The organism is Virgibacillus halodenitrificans JCM 12304, assembly GCF_001310895.1.
Classification (GTDB): domain Bacteria; phylum Bacillota; class Bacilli; order Bacillales; family Amphibacillaceae; genus Virgibacillus_Q; species Virgibacillus_Q halodenitrificans.
The window spans coordinates 41309-60361 of sequence record NZ_BAZS01000016.1 but is presented as its reverse complement, the minus strand read 5'-3'; the positions used below and the strand labels follow the sequence as shown (position 1 = coordinate 60361).

19 protein-coding genes and 1 pseudogene are annotated in these 19053 nt (G+C 36.6%); all 20 read right to left on the bottom strand.

Annotated elements, in window-relative coordinates:
• Positions 1-253: 253 nt before the first annotated feature.
• The 20 genes and pseudogenes from dapA to JCM12304_RS09975 all read right to left on the bottom strand — a co-directional run bounded on the left by dapA (position 254) and on the right by JCM12304_RS09975 (position 18903).
• Positions 254-1117: a 4-hydroxy-tetrahydrodipicolinate synthase gene (gene dapA, locus JCM12304_RS10070; RefSeq protein WP_060680160.1), complete on the bottom strand. Its 864-nt coding sequence runs from the start codon at positions 1115-1117 to the stop codon at positions 254-256.
• Between the two features lie 39 nt (positions 1118-1156).
• On the bottom strand, positions 1157-2377 hold the full coding sequence (gene dapG, locus JCM12304_RS10065; protein ID WP_060680158.1) for an aspartate kinase: 1221 nt from the start codon (positions 2375-2377) through the stop codon (positions 1157-1159).
• Positions 2378-2392: 15 nt separating this feature from the next.
• Positions 2393-3442, bottom strand: a complete 1050-nt coding sequence (locus JCM12304_RS10060) for an aspartate-semialdehyde dehydrogenase (protein WP_060680155.1) — start codon at positions 3440-3442, stop codon at positions 2393-2395.
• Between the two features lie 64 nt (positions 3443-3506).
• Complete coding sequence (gene dpaB / locus JCM12304_RS10055) at positions 3507-4097, bottom strand: dipicolinate synthase subunit B (RefSeq protein ID WP_019375477.1); 591 nt, start codon at positions 4095-4097, stop codon at positions 3507-3509.
• A gap of 37 nt (positions 4098-4134) precedes the next feature.
• Positions 4135-5013 (bottom strand): dipicolinic acid synthetase subunit A, encoded by an 879-nt coding sequence (gene dpaA, locus JCM12304_RS10050; protein WP_060680153.1) that lies wholly within the window; start codon positions 5011-5013, stop codon positions 4135-4137.
• Positions 5014-5268: 255 nt separating this feature from the next.
• Positions 5269-5511, bottom strand: coding sequence for a YlmC/YmxH family sporulation protein (locus JCM12304_RS10045; protein ID WP_019375475.1), 243 nt, complete (start codon positions 5509-5511; stop codon positions 5269-5271).
• Positions 5512-5808: 297 nt separating this feature from the next.
• Positions 5809-7032 (bottom strand): M16 family metallopeptidase, encoded by a 1224-nt coding sequence (locus tag JCM12304_RS10040; protein ID WP_060680151.1) that lies wholly within the window; start codon positions 7030-7032, stop codon positions 5809-5811.
• Positions 7033-7066: 34 nt separating this feature from the next.
• Positions 7067-8011, bottom strand: coding sequence for a polysaccharide deacetylase family protein (locus JCM12304_RS10035; protein WP_019375473.1), 945 nt, complete (start codon positions 8009-8011; stop codon positions 7067-7069).
• A gap of 132 nt (positions 8012-8143) precedes the next feature.
• Positions 8144-10258: a polyribonucleotide nucleotidyltransferase gene (locus JCM12304_RS10030; RefSeq protein ID WP_019375745.1), complete on the bottom strand. Its 2115-nt coding sequence runs from the start codon at positions 10256-10258 to the stop codon at positions 8144-8146.
• A gap of 85 nt (positions 10259-10343) precedes the next feature.
• Positions 10344-10655 (bottom strand): 30S ribosomal protein S15, encoded by a 312-nt coding sequence (gene rpsO / locus JCM12304_RS10025; RefSeq protein ID WP_060680149.1) that lies wholly within the window; start codon positions 10653-10655, stop codon positions 10344-10346.
• 139 nt (positions 10656-10794) lie between these two features.
• Positions 10795-11733, bottom strand: coding sequence for a bifunctional riboflavin kinase/FAD synthetase (locus JCM12304_RS10020; RefSeq protein ID WP_019375743.1), 939 nt, complete (start codon positions 11731-11733; stop codon positions 10795-10797).
• Between the two features lie 21 nt (positions 11734-11754).
• Positions 11755-12645: a tRNA pseudouridine(55) synthase TruB gene (gene truB, locus JCM12304_RS10015; protein WP_019375742.1), complete on the bottom strand. Its 891-nt coding sequence runs from the start codon at positions 12643-12645 to the stop codon at positions 11755-11757.
• 77 nt (positions 12646-12722) lie between these two features.
• A pseudogene (gene rbfA, locus JCM12304_RS10010) lies at positions 12723-13063 on the bottom strand (30S ribosome-binding factor RbfA).
• A gap of 54 nt (positions 13064-13117) precedes the next feature.
• A complete protein-coding gene (locus JCM12304_RS10005; protein WP_019375740.1) occupies positions 13118-13396 on the bottom strand; it encodes a DUF503 domain-containing protein in 279 nt (92 codons plus the stop codon).
• Positions 13393-15513 (bottom strand): translation initiation factor IF-2, encoded by a 2121-nt coding sequence (gene infB, locus JCM12304_RS10000; protein ID WP_060680147.1) that lies wholly within the window; start codon positions 15511-15513, stop codon positions 13393-13395. Before infB ends, JCM12304_RS10005 begins: the two co-directional genes overlap by 4 nt.
• A 20-nt stretch (positions 15514-15533) precedes the next feature.
• Positions 15534-15833, bottom strand: coding sequence for a YlxQ family RNA-binding protein (locus JCM12304_RS09995; RefSeq protein ID WP_019375738.1), 300 nt, complete (start codon positions 15831-15833; stop codon positions 15534-15536).
• Positions 15823-16104 carry an RNase P modulator RnpM gene (rnpM, locus tag JCM12304_RS09990; RefSeq protein WP_060680145.1) on the bottom strand — a complete coding sequence of 94 codons (282 nt, stop codon included), beginning with the start codon at positions 16102-16104 and terminating at the stop codon, positions 15823-15825. The genes JCM12304_RS09995 and rnpM overlap by 11 nt, the downstream gene beginning before the upstream one ends.
• Before the next feature lie 57 nt (positions 16105-16161).
• On the bottom strand, positions 16162-17268 hold the full coding sequence (nusA, locus tag JCM12304_RS09985; protein WP_060680144.1) for a transcription termination factor NusA: 1107 nt from the start codon (positions 17266-17268) through the stop codon (positions 16162-16164).
• Between the two features lie 15 nt (positions 17269-17283).
• Complete coding sequence (gene rimP / locus JCM12304_RS09980) at positions 17284-17754, bottom strand: ribosome maturation factor RimP (protein WP_060680142.1); 471 nt, start codon at positions 17752-17754, stop codon at positions 17284-17286.
• A 279-nt stretch (positions 17755-18033) separates the two neighbouring features.
• Positions 18034-18903 carry an STAS domain-containing protein gene (locus JCM12304_RS09975; protein ID WP_060680140.1) on the bottom strand — a complete coding sequence of 290 codons (870 nt, stop codon included), beginning with the start codon at positions 18901-18903 and terminating at the stop codon, positions 18034-18036.
• Positions 18904-19053 lie beyond the last annotated feature (150 nt).

Here is a 19053-nt window from a genome sequence, read left to right as displayed (position 1 = left end):
ATGCAATCATGCAGAACTACTATTTATATGGGATTACTTTTCCATTACAGTCTTGATTTCCCACGTATAATCTTGTGCAATAAATTATGAACTTTGAGAGTGAGTTTCTAAACTTATCTAAATTGGATATTTACATTACAATCAAGGTTATTGGAAGTTTATCTATTTGTTGAATCATTGGCAGCTCCAGCATATATTAGAAGCGTTAAAAAACCGACTAAAATAGCCGGTTTTTTTGTTATCACTTTTTGTATTAACTAAAATAGCTTTGCAACTTCTCCTCTTCTTCCTTTGAAAGTTCAGTTAAAGGCAATCTAACCCTTCCAGTCTCTATTCCTTTCAAACGTAAAGCAGATTTAACCGGAGCGGGAGAAGGAGCCATAAACATTGCTTTCATGGTTGGAAGGAGTTTCCGATGAATGGATGCTGCTTCTTTTATATTTCCTTGATGAAACTGAGATGCCATTTCTTGCATTTTCTCTCCTGCCACATGAGATACAACAGAGACCACTCCGATGGCTCCCAGAGATAGTAATGGAAGTGTCATACTATCTTCTCCACTATAAAAACTGAAATCATCTTCTGTTTTTTCAATAACGGTTGCAGCTAGTTCCATATCCCCTGTTGCATCTTTAATGGAGACTATCCCTGGGACTTTGCTTAATTGAACAATTGTATCGGCAGTCATTTTAACAACGGATCTGCCAGGAATATTATATAGCATGATTGGCAAATCTGTTATTTTAGCAATTGCAGAAAAGTGTTCAACCATCCCTTGCTGACTCGGTTTGTTATAGTAAGGTGCTACAAGCATAATCCCATCTACTCCACATGCTTCAGCTTCTTTTGTTAATGCAATTGATGTTGCAGTACTATTACTTCCTGTTCCAGCAATAACAGGGATACGCTTGTTTACAACTTTTACTACATGTTTAAATAAATCAATTTTTTCGGCTGATGTTAGTGTTGGTGATTCTCCCGTCGTTCCAGCAATTACCAAACCATCTGTTCCGTGTTCAATTAAATACTCAATTAGTTTCGTGGTTTGGTCATAGTCTACTTCACCACGAGGGTTAAATGGTGTTACCATGGCTGTTAAAACACGACCAAAATTCATTCGCTATCACCTTTCTTTAATTAAGAAGCTTGATACACATTAATGCATATTTCCCAATTCAAACACTTCATGTAAAGCATTTACAGCCACCTTTAGATCTTTGTTGTGCACAAGCACCCAAATTGTTGTATGACTATCAGCAGATTGAAGTATTTGAACATTCGAATCTGTTAAAGATTGAACTATTTTTGAAGCAACCCCTGGCACCCCAGTCATACCCGCTCCCACAGCAGAAACTTTAGCACAATTTGCAGTAGTTTCCGGCTGGAAGCCTAATGTCTCTAAGATTCGAACAGCTTTTTCTGCATACATATCTGCAACGGTATAAATTACCCCTGTGGGTGATATATTTATAAAATCAACAGAAATTCCTGCCTCCGCCATTGCTTTAAACACATCCGACTGAAGACGAAATCCATTTTCTTTTGAATGTACACGAATTTGAGTGAGCGATGAAATATGAGCAATTCCTGTAATCAGCCGTTCAGAAACGTCCGTTCCCTTATCAAGCACTCTGGAAGAAGTTACCAAGGTCCCGTTCTCTTCGGAATAAGTTGATCTTACCCTCATCGGTATCTTTGCTTGCATAGCGATCTCCACTGCTCTTGGGTGAACTACCTTTGCACCTTGATATGCTAAATTGCATATTTCGGTATAGGTGACTACATCAATAGGTCTTGCTGACTCAACAACCCTTGGGTCAGCTGTCATAATTCCGTTAACGTCAGTAAAAATTTCTATACGTTCTGCAGCCAATGTAGCACCTAAGGCAGCTGCAGTAGTATCACTACCCCCTCTGCCTATAGTAGTAATTTCTCCTGATCTAGTTTGACCTTGAAAACCAGCAACCACTACAACGTCTTTGGTTTCCAATTCAGTTGCAACCCGTGACGGGTCAACTTCAATTATTTTAGCTTGATTATAATCTTCTGTTGTAATGAAACCGGCTTGAGCCCCTGTTAATGCTGTAGCTGCGACATGATTTTTCTGAAGTTCATTAGATAAAACCACAGAAGAAATCACCTCTCCGCAGGAAAGTAATAAATCAATTTCCCTGTTGGAATTATAATTCGCAGGAAAATCAACTAGACTCAGTAATGTGTCTGTAGCATATGGATCTGGTTTTCTGCCCAATGCAGAGACAACCACTACTACTTTATATCCTTCGACTAATGCATCCTTAATATGCCTAATTACATGTTCCCTGTTCTCCTCAGACTGAACAGAAGTTCCACCAAATTTTTGAACTACTACCTGCATAATAAAACACCTCTATTATTTTAACCAGTTATTCTTAATCAATGTTTCTGCGATTTGTACTGTATTTAATGCAGCACCTTTCATCAAATTATCAGATACGACCCAGAGATGGAAGCCTCGGTCATTATCCAGATCTTTTCTAACACGCCCGACAAATACTTCCTCCCTTTCTGCTGCACTTAACGGGGTAGGATATGTTTGGGTAGCAGGATCATCCTCTAATAATACACCTTCTGCATTTCTTAATTCATTCCATAAGTCCGCCACATGCACACCGTCTTTAGCCAACTCTATATATACACTTTCTGCATGGGAAGTAAAGAACGGAAGTCGAACACACGTTGCAGCAACCGATAGATCAGTCTGGTGTAAAATCTTTTTAGTTTCATTGATCATTTTCATTTCTTCAAAAGTATAGCCATTTTCTTGAAATACATCAATTTGCGGAAGTGCGTTGAAAGCAATTGGATAATGCTTCTTATCACCTTTAACAGGCAGAATCTCCGCTTCCATTGTACCCTTTTCAAAAAAGTCTTTTGATTGTTTTTCTAATTCTTTATTTGCTTGTGCCCCTGCACCTGATACAGCCTGATAAGTTGATACGATAATTCGTTCTATTCCATAAGCTTTTTGGATTGGCTTTAATGCTGCTACCATTTGAATGGTTGAACAATTTGGATTTGCTATAATTCCCTGATGCTCTTTCAAGTCTTCCTTGTTTACTTCTGGAACTACTAGAGGCACATTTTCATCCATTCGAAAAGCACTTGTATTATCTATTACTACCGCACCATGTTTCACAGCTTCGGGAGCAAGTTTTTTGGATATAGATCCACCTGCTGAAAATAATGCGATATCAATATCTTTAAAACTGTCAGGAGTAGCTTCCTCTACGGTTACATTTTCCCCATTAAATATCATTTGCTTTCCAGCTGAACGCTTTGAGGATAATAGTTTTAGTTGTTTTACCGGAAATTCCTTTTCTTCTAATAAGCGCATAATTTTTTGACCTACTGCACCCGTTGCTCCCAATATTGCTACATTGTATAATTCTTTTTGTGACATCCTCGGTTCTCCCTTCTATTCTCCTTTATATAAAATTGCTTCTAATTTTTAATTTTATCATAGTTTAATCATGATGAGGAACAATAACTGGTTGAAGTTGTTTAAATTGAAGGGCAGACTCTACTGTTTCACTTAATAAATCCATTTTAGCTACAAGGGAGTTAGGCTTTTTATGTGGATCATCTTGCCCGTAAGGTATAAAATAAATAAATTTACTTGCCATTAATCGCATTAAATTAACCCCATTTAACCCTAAGGCATCATTGGTAGAGATACCCAAAACGACAGGGCTTTGATTTCGCATCGTGGCTTTTGCAGCCATGAGCACAGGAGAATCTGTCAGGGCATTTGCCATCTTACTGAGTGAATTTCCTGTTAATGGCGCTATAACCATACAATCAAGCGGATACTTCGGACCAAGTGGTTCAGCTTCCTGCATTGTTGAAATTACAGACTTTCCTGTAATCTTTTCTATCTTGTCAATATGATCTTCAGCATTACCGAATTTAGTATCTGTCGATCTTACCGTATACGTAACAATTGGTACAACCTCTGCTTTTTGCTCCATTAACCTCTCTAATTGAGGAAAAACTTGATCATAGGTACAATGAGACCCAGTGAAACCGAAACCAATACGTTTTCCTTCCAGACTCATACTATATCCCCTCTCTTCTCATTTCTAAACTTACTGATTACTCAATACTTAATATGAACTGTTTAATAACATCTGCCAGGATTTTACCGGCTGTTTTTGGGGCTACCATACCTGGTAAGCTCGGTGAAAGGATAGCCTTAATACCCCGCTGCTCTGCATAATTGAAATCTGTGCCCCCTGGTTTGGAAGCTAAATCAATTATCAAGGCATTGGAAGGCAGCTGTTGAATGCATTGCTTCCCCACTACAGGTGCTGGTATAGTATTAATAATTAAATCACATGAAGCTGTACTATTAGGTAATTCTTCTAATGGAATGGGGTTTAATCCCATCTCATCAATCCTTGCTAGATCCTTTATACTACTTGCACTTACAGAAACTTTTGCTCCCAGTGCTGAGAATTTATTAGCCACTGTATGACCAACTCTTCCAAAACCAACTACAATAACACGTGAGGAATGAATCGTATAATCAGTATGTTCAATTGCCATCATAATTGTTCCTTCTGCAGTTGGAATTGAATTATATATTGCTACATCATCCCGGTTCAATAAAGCTTCTAAATGGATGTTTGCACTTTTTGTTGCTTCCTTCAGATAGTCATTAGCTATCCCTGTAAAAACCAGGCATGAGCTTTTTAATTTTTTAAACCATTGCTTATTCAAATTTATTTTTTCATCTGAAAAAACTGTATCAACATTTCCCTCCATATCGGTTCCTGTAATTGGTAAAATAACAGTATCCAATTTGGAAGGTACTATATCATTAAATTCAATTTGCTGTGAACCTGTGAATCCTTGCGCTAATTTATCAAAACCTACAAGGAAGATGGTTGTTTCATTTAGAGTCTGCAGCTGACGAATTAATTCTAAATATCGTGCATCTCCACCTATTACTGCAATCTGTCTTCGCTCCATTTATATAAACACCCTCCAAACTTTGTGCTTCTGAATTAACTTCTTTATAGCTTATGTGGGTTCGTAATGTTAGTGATTCACATAGTAAAATTCCAACAAAAAAGGCTGATACCCTGTAGAATAATCAGCCTATTTGACAGTTTAATTTAGTTTGTTTTACTTACTTGTTTTAAAAAAGATCGTGTATTTCCCGAGAATTTCAGAATAGTTTTGTTTGACTAATAACCTTAAGAAATTAACCTGTGATAAAAATACTTATCTAATCTTGTCTGGATCAATAATGATCATGTCATCCCCTATTTTCCTTATTGAATCCCAGCGTATCCTTGTTTCCTCGCCCTCTTTTTTTAGACCGAACCACTTGTAATTAGGAATAATAAAAGATTCAATTTGTCCAGTTTTTTCGTTGATTTCCATATCAGTTTGTCCTAAAATACCCAACCTCGCTCCTTGATTAACATCAACTATTTCTTTCCCACTTATTTCTTTATACCGCATGAAAGATCCACCTCCTTCTTGCCCTTATTTATTTATATATATGCAATAACAATAATACTATTTCAAATGATTCACTGTACCTGTCAATTAACAAAAGAGAGCTTGCTTACCATACATGTTTTCCAAACCGGTAGTTTAGAGTATTACTAAGTTAGGTTAATACGGCGTTTATCTATTTTGCGAACCTTTGAATATTCCTCACGTATGTTTTAGAAACTAAAAAATCCGAACTGATCATATTAATTTATGAATCAGTTCGGATTCTTTCTTAAAAGTTTATTTAGTTATGCCCCAACATTATTGTGGAGCTTCGGGAGCAATAAGTGCTGAAGATGGTGATTGGCTAAAAATCATGTCAATGACCTTTTTAACGGAAAAATGATCTACAGCATCAATTTCCTTGATCATCTCATCAAGTGTTCGATGACGTTGTAAAATTAACTCATTTTTACCGTTTCTGCTCATACGGCTATTTGTACTCTCTAAGCTAAGCACCAAATTTCCTTTGAGTTGCTCTTTGCTATTGATTAACTCCTTATCTGTCAAACCTTGATCCGCAAACTGTTTAATTGCATTATCTATGGTTTCTTCCAGTAATGGCAGCTGTTCCTTCCCCGTTCCTGCATAAATAGTCAATAATCCATTATCCAAAAATGAGGAGTGATAAGAGAATACAGAATATGCAAGCCCCTTCTTTTCCCGCACTTCTTGAAATAAGCGGGAACTCATGCTACCACCCAGTACATTATTCATAATAATTAAACTATAAATATCATTATGGCCAACATCCAGACCATCATAGCCAATACATAGATGGGCTTGTTCTGTATCCTTATGTCTTTTAATTTGCCCATTTACAAAAGACGGCTTGGATATTGAATATGTTTGTTTGTCATACGTATAATTACCAAAGTGACTTTCAATTTGTTTAATGAAAGAATCATCCACATTACCAGCTACAGATACAACAACATTCTCAGGTATATAATGTTTTCGAATATAATCTCTTAATGTATCAGGAGCAAATGTTTTAAGCTGCTTTTCTGTCCCTAATATAGGATAACCAAGTGGATGTTCACCATATGAAGCTCGTGCCAACAGATCATGGATGATATCATCTGGAGTGTCTTCATACATTTTTATTTCTTCATAGACTACTTTCTTTTCTCGTTCCATCTCTTCTTCATCAAATTGCGAGTTGAAGAACATATCAGAAAGTATTTCCAATGCATATTCTTTGTGAGTATCTAATACTTTTGCATAGAAGCAAGTATATTCTTTTGAAGTAAATGCGTTTACTTGACCTCCTATAGAATCAAAAGCCTCTGCAATATCTTGAGCAGTTCTAGTCGCTGTTCCTTTGAAAAACATATGCTCCAAGAAATGTGAGATCCCATTATTGGCTTCCACTTCATTTCTGGATCCTGTTAATACCCAAATACCAATAGTGACGGAACGCACGGAAGGCATAGATTCAGAAACAATTCTTAATCCATTTTTAGCTGTGTGTTTTTCTATCAAAGTGAGTTTCCTCCCAATTTTGTAAGTATACTAATTATCTTTCCTCATTAAGAAGCTTTTCAATCGTACCCAGTTTAAAACCTTTTTGTTTAACTTGTCTTATAAGAGGGCCTATCCCCTCTGCAATTGATTCTGTTGGATGCATAAGAATCGTCGCACCTGGGTGCAATTTATCGTTTACTCGGTTTATCATAACAGATACTGTCGGATTCTTCCAATCAATCGTATCAACTGTCCACAAAATCGTATGCATATTCAAATTATGAGCAGCATCTACCACATGTTGATTATAACTGCCACTTGGAGGAGCAAACCACTTAGGTTCTTCATCTATTATTGCTTTAATAATTTCGTTGGTGCTGGAAATTTGCTCTATATTCTTTTGATTGGAAAGACGAACCATATCTGGATGATTATACGCATGATTTCCTATTACATGTCCTTGTTCACTAATCATCTTAACTAATTCAGCATTTTCTTTTGCCCATTTTCCCTCAATGAAAAAGGTAGCTTTCACCTTCTCTTTTTTTAGTTCTTTCAATATGTCAGGTATATATTCAGCACCCCAGGAAACATTGATGAGAAAAGCAACCATTTCCTTTTCCGGGTGGCCCCGATAAATTGGAGCTGAAGGTAAATCCTCAAGGGATATTTTAGGTGAGGTTTGTTCAAGGCTTAATAAGTTTTCGTCAAATTCACCTGATTCTTTCATATTCCTATAAGATTTTTCGAGGTTCACTTGTAATCCATTTCTCCCTGGAGTTTTTTTCCATACTTTATCAATATACGCATCCTGAGCTTCCTCAGCATAATCACTGCTCTTCTGTAAAATCTCCTGATACAAAGGATCTCTCTTAGCAGTAGTTTGTATCAATTGTTCCCCTTCTCGTTCAGAAAAAGGATTATAATCTAAATTAAAAGAAATTCCAACTACTAATAGAAATAAACAAAATGTAATAAATTGTCTTAAACGGTACACCCCAATCCCCTCCCATATTATATATGTGAGCAATGGACAAGGTATGTATTATAAATTGATATATTAGAACCAATTTTCTTTAATTAAAAAGCAAAAAAGAAACTGGTTAACCAGCTTCCTTTTAAAAAGATGTTATGAATTTTCTTTTTCTTTTCTTTCTCTTTCTTCTTTTAATACAGCTTTACGGGATAAATTAACTCTACCCTGATTATCAACTTCTTTAACTTTAACAAGAATCTCATCTCCAATAGAGACTACATCCTCTACTTTATTCGTTCTTTCTTCTGCTAATTCAGAAATATGAACTAGACCATCTTTTCCTTTAAACAACTCTACGAATGCTCCAAATTTCTCAATTCGTTTTACTTTCCCAAGATACATTTGGCCAGCTTCTACTTCTCTTACTATATCTTCAATGATTTTCTTTGCTTGATCATTCATAGAGGAATCTGTTGAAGAAATAAACACTTTGCCGTCTTGTTCGATATCGATCTTAACTCCAGTTTCTTCAATAATCTTATTAATCTGCTTACCACTTGGTCCTATAACATCTCTAATCTTATCTGGGTTAATATTCATTGTTAAAATTTTAGGAGCATATGCTGATAGTTCTTTGTTTGGCTCTTTGATGGTTTCAAGCATAGAATCTAAAATCTGCATACGACCTTTTTTAGCTTGGCTCAGAGCTTCCTTAAGAATTTCCTTAGATAGTCCATCAATTTTTATATCCATCTGTAAGGCAGTAACCCCTTTAGCCGTACCCGCAACCTTAAAGTCCATATCGCCAAGAGCATCTTCCATTCCTTGAATATCTGTCAAAATTGAATAATCTTCACCTGATTTAACTAGCCCCATTGCAATACCAGCAACTGGCGCTTTAATTGGAACCCCTGCTGCCATCATAGCCAAAGTGCTTGCGCAAATACTTGCCTGTGAAGTAGAACCATTGGACTCCAAAACCTCTGACACAAGTCGGATGGTATAAGGAAAATCTTTATCTGATGGCACAACTTTCTCCAACGCACGTTCACCTAATGCTCCGTGGCCAATTTCTCTTCGTCCAGGCCCTCTAATAGGTCCTGTTTCACCAACACTGTATTGTGGGAAATTATAGTGGTGCATAAATCGCTTTGATTCTTCCAAATCTAAACCATCTAGAATTTGAACATCTCCTAAAGCTCCAAGTGTACAAACACTCAATGCTTGAGTTTGTCCCCGGGTGAACAAACCGGATCCATGTGTGCGTGGCAGAATATTAATTCTAGAGGAAAGTGGACGTATTTCATCAATCTTACGACCATCTGGACGAATCTTTTCTTTTGTAATCAGACGACGTACTTCTTCCTTAACCATCTTATCAAGGATTGACTTAACTTGTTTAATTACGCCTTCCTCTTCTTCTTCATAATTCTCAACAACTTCTTTTTTTACATTGCTGATAGCTTCTTCTCTTGCGTGTTTTTCTTTTACTTGTATAGCTGAAACAAGCTTGTCCTTAGCTTCTGCTTCAATTTTAGCTGTCAGTTCTTCATCTAACTCAAAAAGGGTCACTTCAGATTTTGCCAATCCTACCGCACGAACAATCTCCTCCTGGAATTCAACCAAACGGATAATTTCCTTATGACCAAACATAATTGCTTCCAGCATCACTTCTTCTGGGACTTCGTTAGCTCCTGCTTCTACCATATTGATTGCATCTTTGGTGCCAGCGACTGTTAAATCAATATCACTTTTTTCCTCTTGTTCTATGGTTGGATTAATAACAAATTCTCCATCAACCCTTCCCACATGCACACCGGCAATTGGTTCTTCGAAAGGAATGTCTGAAATACTAAGTGCGATGGATGAGCCTATCATTGCAGCAATTTCTGATGAGCAATCTTGATCTACACTCATAACCGTGCTGATAACTTGTACTTCATTTCTGAATCCATCCGGAAATAAGGGACGGATCGGTCTATCAATTAACCTGGAAGAAAGAATTGCTTTTTCACTTGGGCGTCCTTCACGTTTAATAAACCCCCCTGGAATCTTTCCTACTGCATAAAGACGTTCCTCATAATTAACGGTTAAAGGAAAGAAAGGCAAATCTTTTGGTTCCTTAGATGCTGTGGCTACTGATAGAACAGCTGTCTCACCATAGTGGATCATACATGCTCCATTAGCTTGCTTTGCTAACTCTCCTACTTCGACAGTAAATTTATTACCGGCAATTTCAGTTGAAAATTGTTTTTTCTCGTCTGCCATTTAAAATAGTGCTCCTTTCAATAAACATTCTATTTTTATTTTATAGTTTTTAAACCAGAATGTAAATTTTATGTAGTAAAATCAATTATAAACGTATAAAAAAAGCAGGATTCCTCCTGCTTTTGCGATTATCGGCGTAAGCAAGTCTCTTAATAAGTTCACGATAACGAGTAACGTCTTTATTACGTAGGTAATTAAGTAAGTTACGACGTTTACCAACCATTTTTAACAATCCACGACGTGAATGATGGTCTTTTTTATGAATACGTAAATGTTCGTTTAATGTAGTAATTTCTTCTGTAAGTACAGCAATTTGTACTTCCGGAGAACCTGTGTCATTCTCATGAACCTTGTATTCATTAATAATTTCATTCTTACGTTCCTGTGTGATAGCCATTCGGCCCACCTCCTATATTATAAGTTAGCCCCATTCCCCTAGCAAACGTCGGAGTTACGATCTGCCAAGCGAAGGTTTTACGTTGTCTATCGTACATGTTTTTTCGATTAAATGCAAGAAAAAAATAAATAACTTTCAATTATATCTCAAAATAGTTCCGAATTTCTTTTTCATCCTTAGCAATTTGCTTAACTAAAGCTTCTACATTACTAAATTTAATTTCATCCCTCACAAAACGATACCATTTAATAAGTATAGATTCGTCATAGATGTCTTTATGGAAATCAAAAATATTCACTTCAACAGAAGGTTTAACCTCTTCTGGAGTAAAAGTTGGTTTTACTCCAAGATTAGCCATACCATAGTATTGCGATTCACCAATTGTGACTTTAACTGCATATACTCCATTTTTCGGTAAAATTGTATCAGAATCCACCTTCATATTTGCAGTAGGATATCCAATCGTTCTCCCTCTTTGATCTCCTTTTATAACAGGGCCTTCAGCAGCTAAAGGCCTACCAAGCAAGTTGCTCGCTTCTTCAACATCCCCAGTTTGCAATAGTTTCCTAATTCTTGTTGAACTTACCTTTTCTTCATCCATTTCCACTTTAGTAATTTTGGTAACAGCAAATTCATTTTCCGCGTGGGCACGAATGGTATCCATATTTCCTTCACCTTTATGTCCATAGGAAAAGTCAAACCCAGCTACCAAATGTTTTACATTCAGTCCTTTTATAAAATGGTCTATAAAGGTCTGAGGAGCTAATGCGGCCAAATCTTTATTAAACTTAATAATATACAGAATATCAACGCCTAAATCCTTCAAAATTTTCTTTTTTTGTTGTAAAGGTGTAATGTATTTAACATGCTGTACCTTCTTGTTTAAAACAACGGATGGATGAGGATGAAAAGTGATAACTGCACTGTCTATTTTTTCATTTTCAGCTATAGAAACAGCAGTATTAATTACTTTTTGATGTCCTTTATGAATCCCATCAAAAAAGCCAATTGCACTAACTGATGCTGGTTGTTGGTTCCCTATTAATGTATGAGGATACGTTAATTCAATTACTTTCATCGTTTTCTCACCTGCACTTCTTTATCCTTGAAAAACCCGTACTGGTTTAAGTTGACCAGGTTTCTCTGGATGTTTTTGATAAATAGCTAATAATTCCTCTTCAAAAAGAACAGCGAAAGGATCTGTCTTCATGCTTTGCTCAAATGGAAGCTTTTGTCCATTTTTTACCTTGTTTTTTGTTTCCTCGTCCACTTTCATCACATCGAGATGCTGTATACCACATATAATCGGTTTTAGTAACGTATGTTGTGTTTGATCGTCTATCGCCTTTTCTATCATAGCAAAAGTTACACTATTTTTCTTTGAAAAAGCTCCAGTTCTCAGTCTGGTTAAGTCAGCCATGTGCGCAGGGAATCCTAATTTCCTTCCTATATCCACACTTAGTGTACGTATATATGTGCCCTTTGAACATTCAACTTCTATTTTAAATGTTTTGCTTTCTGGATTTGAACCTAAGTATTGTATTCCATATATATATACTTTTCTACTGGGACGTTCAACTTCAATGCCCTCTCGAGCATATTCATATAATTTTTTTCCATTTACTTTCACTGCAGAATACATTGGTGGCACTTGGGTTATGCACCCTTCAAAACCTTGTAGTACAAGATTTATCTCTTCATCTGAAGGTATTTGATTGACCACCATTTTCTCTAGTGGATACCCATGTGAGTCCTCTGTATCTGTAGACATACCAAGACTAATATCTGCAACATACGTTTTTTTCGTGTCGGTCAAAAATGGAACAATTTTTGTGGCTTCACCTATACAAATAGGTAATACTCCTTCTACTTCTGGATCAAGTGTACCTGTATGTCCAACCTTTTTTGTCTTAAATAACTTCCTTATTTTAACAACACAATCATGAGAAGTTAGACCTTTTGGTTTCCATAATGGCAAAATACCGTTCATGCATGCTCATCCTCCACTATTTAAAAGTTTGGATGGAAAAAAATCTGACTCAATAAAAGTCAGATTTTCCGGTCAGACTATTTGTTTAAATCTCGAAGTATTGTCTCAATCCGATTTCCATATTCAAATGCTTCATCAAATTCAAATATAGCTCAGGTGTTTTTCTTAAGCGAATTCGCTGCCCAATTTCAGAGCGCATAAAACCTTTCGCTTTTGCAAGTCCCAATAATGTATCTTGCTTTTGCTTTTCGTCACCTAAAACAGAAATAAAAACCTTTGCTTGTTGTAAATCCCCGGTGACCTCCACATCAGTTACTGTAACAAATCCAATCCTTGGATCTTTTATCTTACGGGTCAGTATTTCGCCCAATTCTTTTTTCATTTGCTCGGCAACTCTATTTGCTCGCATGTCAGCCATTATGTCTTCACCTCGATTAATAACAAAAGATTACGATTCTAACAATCAACCTGGTTAAATACGTTCCGTATTTGTTATGGTCCGCTCCAGTTCAGGATAATCATCAATTATGCGTAATGCTTCCTGAATCACCTTTTCCGAATGAGTTAAGTCATTCGATATTGTCACGATACCTAATTTGGTACGTTGCCAAAGATCATGGTAATCCAACTCCGTTACTGCTACATTGAGATCTTTTTGGAGTCTTGCCATAAGACGTTTGAGTACGGATCTTTTTTGCTTCAATGAATGTCCTTCATACATTATACATTCGATCTCTGCAAACAAAATCATTTACGCTCAATTTCCTCCATAATGAATGCTTCTATTACATCGCCTTCTTTAATGTCATTAAAGTTTTTAATAGTTATTCCACACTCATAATTTTGCGCAACTTCTTTCACATCATCTTTAAAACGTTTTAAGGTATCAATTTCACCTTCAAATTGAACTACTCCATCACGAATTACTCTAACTCCTGAGGATCTGGTCAATTTCCCATCGGTTACATAGCTTCCAGCAATAGTACCGATCTTGGAGACTTTGAAGGTCTCACGAACTTCTGCTTGCCCAATAATTTTTTCTTCAAATTCCGGATCAAGCATACCTTTCATCGCTGCTTCAATTTCCTCTATTGCTTTGTAAATAACACGATGTAAGCGTACATCTACTTTTTCTGATTCTGCTGCTTTTTTCGCATTTACGTCTGGACGAACATTAAACCCTATAACAATTGCATTAGATGCGGATGCAAGAATAATATCAGATTCCGTAATTGCCCCTACACCAGTGTGGATGATTTTAATGTTGACACCTTCCACATCAATTTTTTGCAGGGATGAAGCAAGTGCTTCAGCAGAACCTTGAACATCTGCTTTTATTATAATATTTATTTCTTTCATATCGCCCTGTTTAATTTGTTCAAATAAATCATCTAAACTAACTTTCGTTTGTTCACTTCGATTTTCTTGAATTTGTTTTTGTTGACGAGCTTCCCCAATTTGGCGAGCCTTTTTCTCATCCCTAAACACAAGGAATTGATCGCCTGCTTGTGGAACCTCATTTAGCCCTGTTATTTCAACAGGTGTAGAAGGTCCAGCTTCCTGCACGCGTTTACCCAAATCATTTACCATTGCTCGGACACGTCCGTGCGTATGACCTACAACGATAGAGTCACCCACATGAAGAGTTCCATTCTGGACAAGCAATGTAGCTACGGATCCCCGACCTTTATCCAACTGAGCATCAATCACTGTACCGAATGCTTCACTCTTTGGATTAGCTTTCAATTCCTCAACTTCGGAAACAAGCACGATCATTTCGAGCAGGTCGTCAATTCCTTCCCCTTTGATTGCAGTAAGGTTGACGAAAATAGTATCGCCGCCCCAATCCTCGGGAATCAATTGATATTCAGTTAATTCCTGCATCACGCGATCGGGATTAGCCCCCTCTTTATCCATTTTGTTAACAGCTACAATGATAGGTACCTCAGCAGCTTTAGCATGGTTGATTGCTTCAATGGTTTGCGGCATAACTCCATCATCTGCTGCGACTACTAGGATAGCAACATCTGTCACTTGTGCACCACGAGAACGCATACTTGTAAAAGCAGCGTGACCAGGTGTGTCAAGGAAAGTAATCTTTTTACCATCGTTTTCTACTTGATATGCTCCAATATGTTGGGTAATACCACCAGCTTCCCCCGCAGTTACCTTTGTATGACGGATAGCATCCAATAACGTTGTTTTTCCGTGATCAACATGACCCATGATTGTAACAACAGCTGGTCTTTCAACAAGGTCTGCTTCATTTTCTTCAGAAATATACTTGTCGAAATCAGTGTCCTCTAGTACGATTTCTTTTTCCACTTCTACGTTGAATTCTTCACAGATTAATTCAATTGCATCATCATCTAAATCCTGATTTTTTGTAGCCATTACACCAAGAAACATTAACTTTTTAATTATTTCAGAAGCTTCTTTATTTAACTTCTCTGCTAGTTCACTTACAGTGAGTACTCCACTATATGTGATTTTTTCTGGTGTTTCTTTTTTGGCCGGTTGTTGCTTGAAATCTTGCTTATTTCCTTTGTTGCTCTTATGATTTTTATTATTTTGTTTATTGTTTCTTTTATTATCTTGTTTCTTAAAATTATTTGGTTTATTCACCTGTTTCCCACCTGGGTTTGGTTTAGCATCATTTTTTTTAGTTTCATTTGGTTTTGATACTGCTTTGTTATCATTATTTTGTGAAGTAGTTTTAAATTTTTTATCTAATTTGTTAATGGTATCTGTGGATATAGTCGACATATGATTTGATACCTCCACATCCATTTCTTTTAGATAGTTAATTACATTTTTACTTGAAGTGTTATTTTGTTTAGCATATTCATATACACGCATTTTACTCATACGTTCACCCCCGAATTTAGTTACCCGAGTAAAGACTTTATCTTCTCAGCAAACCCTGCATCTAAAATTGCAACGGCCACTCTCTGGGATTTTCCAATAGCATGTGATAAAGTTTCTCTATCATCTACTATTTCAAATGGTACTTTGTAAGTCTTACACTTATCAGTGATCTTTTTCTTCGTTTGTGGCCCAATATCGCTTGCCACTAGTACCAACTTTGCTTTCTTTTGCTGAATATCTTTCACAATTGTTTCTTCGCCTAAAGAGCACTTTCTGGCCCGATAAGCCAATCCAATCATATTTAAATAGCTATTTCGCATGGGAACTACCTACTGCAAGCTGTTTTAATTCTTCGTATATAGTTGATGAAACTTCCGCATTCAGTTGGCGATTAAGAATATTCGATTTCTCAGCTTTATCTATGACATCTATATCAAGTGTCAAATAAGCTCCGCGCCCGTTTTTCTTACCGGATGGGTCTACAAAAACTTCGCCTTCTTTATTGCGTACTATTCTTATCAATTCTTTTTTTGGTTTTGTTTCGTTCGTAACAACACATTTTCTTTCTGGTACTTTTCTTTTCTTGTTCATTTGAAAGCCTCCCTCTAATCAGGAAAACCTGGTCAGTTCCTAAATAAAATTGTTGTTTTATTCATCATCACTAAAATTAAACAAATCTTCCTCATCGTGTAACTCTTCGGTTTCATCTAAGAGGCCATCTTCTCTTGCTTCAGATTCGCTCTTAATATCGATTTTCCAACCCGTGAGCTTTGCAGCAAGTCTGGCATTTTGACCTCGTTTACCAATGGCCAAGGAAAGCTGATAATCTGGAACGATTACTGTTGTAGCTTTCTCTTCCTCATTGACGAGCACACTTACTACCTTAGAAGGGCTAAGTGCATTTGACACATAAACTACTGGGTCCTCAGACCATTCTACTACATCAATTTTTTCACCTTTTAACTCGTTTACAATCGCTTGGACCCGTTGCCCTTTTTGTCCAACACATGAACCTACCGGATCTATTTCCGGATCTGGTGCGTATACGGAAATTTTAGAACGGTCACCAGCCTCTCTTGCTAGTGATTTAATCTCTACAATACCATCATAAATTTCTGGTACTTCCATTTCAAACAAACGTTTGAGAAGCCCTGGATGAGATCTTGATATATATATTTGGGGTCCTTTACTCGTGTTTTCCACCTTTGTAACAAAAACTTTCAGACGATCATGCACGTGGTATTCTTCTGTAGGCATTTGTTCAGCTTCCGCAAGCTTGGCCTCAATCTTACCCAGGTTGACATAGACAAAACGAGGATCTTTTCTTTGAATAATCCCAGTCATCACATCTTCTTCACGATCAGAATACTCAGAGAATATAACTCCCCTTTCAGCCTCTCTTACACGCTGAGTCACTACTTGTTTTGCAGCTTGGGCAGCTATCCTACCAAAATCTTTAGGTGTAACTTCAACTTCTACAATGTCTTCCAGTTCATAATTAGGATTTATCCCCTTGGCTTCTTCTAAGGAAATTTCTTCTTGCGGATCCTCGATATCCTCTACAACAGTTTTTCTTGAAAAGACACCCATTTTACCTGTTTGTTCATTAAGTTCTACTCTTACGTTTGTAGCTGACTTAAAATTTTTCTTATAGGCAGAGATCAAAGCAGCTTCTAATGCTTCCATTAGAATATCTTTGTCAATCCCTTTTTCTTTTGCTAAATAATCAATCGCGTCAAACAACTGATTGGCCACTTTTATTTTCCCCCTTTAAAACGTAACAGCTATTCTTGCTTTTGCTATCTTGTCATATGGTATTTCAATTTGTTTACTTCTTGTCTTTACTTTAATTTCCAATGTTAAGATATTATTCGTGAAATCTTTTAAAATACCTTCATATTCCTTTTCACCTTCAACTGGCTCATATAACTTTACATAGATGTTCTTATTTAAATTATTACTAAAGTCATCTTTCGTTTTTAAAGGACGTTCCACTCCAGGTGAAGAGACTTCTAAGAAATATGCCTCTTTAATAGGGTCTTGCTGGTCAAGCTTCTCGCTTAGTTCCTCAGATACATCCCCACATTCTGTAATATCGATTCCTCCAGGCTTATCAATGTATATTCGAAGAAACCAGTTTTTCCCTTCTTTCACATATTCAATGTCAACTAATTCAAGCCCTTTATGTTCTAGAATGGGGTGAAGTAACTCTTCTGTTGTTTTAATTACTTGTGAACTCACGTCTCATCCTCCTTTACTGAATTATCATTAACCCTTATTATGAACCATCATACTATTTTTCATTTGAGCATTCCGTGAATCAATATAAAACCCCTGCCGGCAGTATGTGGCAAGGGAGGGAAGTTTTAACTCAAGAGTCAGCTAGAAGTATGAAGAAAGAGTGGGTGATCACCCACTCTTTTAACCGTTCGTATCATTTCTTACCAAAAAAATTATATCATAAGGAAGAACCTCTTGCAAGAAAGTGGGTATAAATAGTGTTTCCGGTTAAGAGAAAGACTAAACATTGGACTGAATATCTGACCTGGAAGCGTCGAATAGTTTCATATAATCCTGCATGGCCTGTTCCAATGTTCCTTTTGTTTCAGCTTTCTGTCCAAAGCTAATGTCCATATTTACTATTTCTCGTACAATTTTTGGACTTAACCCAGTAATTACAGTGCGACAGCCCATCATGTTTACACCATCAAGCAGTTTTAGAAAGTTTTGGATAGCTTCATGGTCCATTTCAGCTATTCCAGACAAATCTAAAATTAATATCTCAACTCTCTTTTTGCCAATCTCAAAAAGGACCTTTTCTTCTATAATTGAAGCACGATAAGAATCTATTGTGCCAATGAGAGGCAATATACTAATATTGGGAGACACAGGAATGATCGGAACAGACAAATTTTCTACCAGCTTTGTCTGCTGTTCAATAAGTTTATCTTTATATTCGGAATAACTAATAAAAAAACCTTTAAAAAACTCATCAATTAACTCATTAACCTTATTCTCCATAGTAAAAAAACGTTCTCTATCAGCCTGATCTTCTGTAAAATGATCGTATTCATAGAGGAATTCCCATAAAGTCTTCCGGATTGCCTGTACCCATTCCAATTTAAATGAAAGTGTTAAAGATGTTTTAGCCCAGGCAATACCTTCCTGATTTCCAAAAGCTATAACATCGTCACGCTTTTCTTCTACCACCATTAAGACAAGTTTAACAGCATTCCCCAAAAGGTTTATATTACCTACAAGCTTAATTTCTTCAATTTTATCTCGAACATTTGCTGCGTGTTGCAACAAAACTTCTTCAAACATAGATTTATTCTCTGATAAAAATCCTTTAATATCCTGTCCATCTGTATAAATCAGATCTCGCCTCATTGTGATCCCGCCTTCCTATGTTTATTACACAACATAAAAATAGAATATTTTATAAAGTTCCCAAGTATTATATCACAACTCCATTACTATTTTCACTTGTGAAAAGATAGGGATAGGCATAAACGTCTGGATCTTTACAAATAGCTAATT

What these genes read in the sequence shown, in the direction of transcription:
- truB (WP_019375742.1), bottom strand. Translation starts at nt 12,645, where the DNA reads ATGAACGGTATTTTGCCATTATGGAAACCAAAAGGTCTAACTTCTCAT.
- dapG (WP_060680158.1), bottom strand. Translation starts at nt 2,377, where the DNA reads ATGCAGGTAGTAGTTCAAAAATTTGGTGGAACTTCTGTTCAGTCTGAG.
- infB (WP_060680147.1), bottom strand. Translation starts at nt 15,513, where the DNA reads ATGAGTAAAATGCGTGTATATGAATATGCTAAACAAAATAACACTTCA.
- JCM12304_RS10020 (WP_019375743.1), bottom strand. Translation starts at nt 11,733, where the DNA reads ATGAAAGTAATTGAATTAACGTATCCTCATACATTAATAGGGAACCAA.
- dpaB (WP_019375477.1), bottom strand. Translation starts at nt 4,097, where the DNA reads ATGAGTCTGGAAGGAAAACGTATTGGTTTCGGTTTCACTGGGTCTCAT.
- dapA (WP_060680160.1), bottom strand. Translation starts at nt 1,117, where the DNA reads ATGAATTTTGGTCGTGTTTTAACAGCCATGGTAACACCATTTAACCCT.
- JCM12304_RS09995 (WP_019375738.1), bottom strand. Translation starts at nt 15,833, where the DNA reads ATGCGAAATAGCTATTTAAATATGATTGGATTGGCTTATCGGGCCAGA.
- JCM12304_RS09975 (WP_060680140.1), bottom strand. Translation starts at nt 18,903, where the DNA reads ATGAGGCGAGATCTGATTTATACAGATGGACAGGATATTAAAGGATTT.
- JCM12304_RS10030 (WP_019375745.1), bottom strand. Translation starts at nt 10,258, where the DNA reads ATGGCAGACGAGAAAAAACAATTTTCAACTGAAATTGCCGGTAATAAA.
- JCM12304_RS10060 (WP_060680155.1), bottom strand. Translation starts at nt 3,442, where the DNA reads ATGTCACAAAAAGAATTATACAATGTAGCAATATTGGGAGCAACGGGT.
- JCM12304_RS10045 (WP_019375475.1), bottom strand. Translation starts at nt 5,511, where the DNA reads ATGCGGTATAAAGAAATAAGTGGGAAAGAAATAGTTGATGTTAATCAA.
- rnpM (WP_060680145.1), bottom strand. Translation starts at nt 16,104, where the DNA reads ATGAACAAGAAAAGAAAAGTACCAGAAAGAAAATGTGTTGTTACGAAC.
- JCM12304_RS10005 (WP_019375740.1), bottom strand. Translation starts at nt 13,396, where the DNA reads ATGATTTTGTTTGCAGAGATCGAATGTATAATGTATGAAGGACATTCA.
- dpaA (WP_060680153.1), bottom strand. Translation starts at nt 5,013, where the DNA reads ATGGAGCGAAGACAGATTGCAGTAATAGGTGGAGATGCACGATATTTA.
- rpsO (WP_060680149.1), bottom strand. Translation starts at nt 10,655, where the DNA reads ATGGCTATCACACAGGAACGTAAGAATGAAATTATTAATGAATACAAG.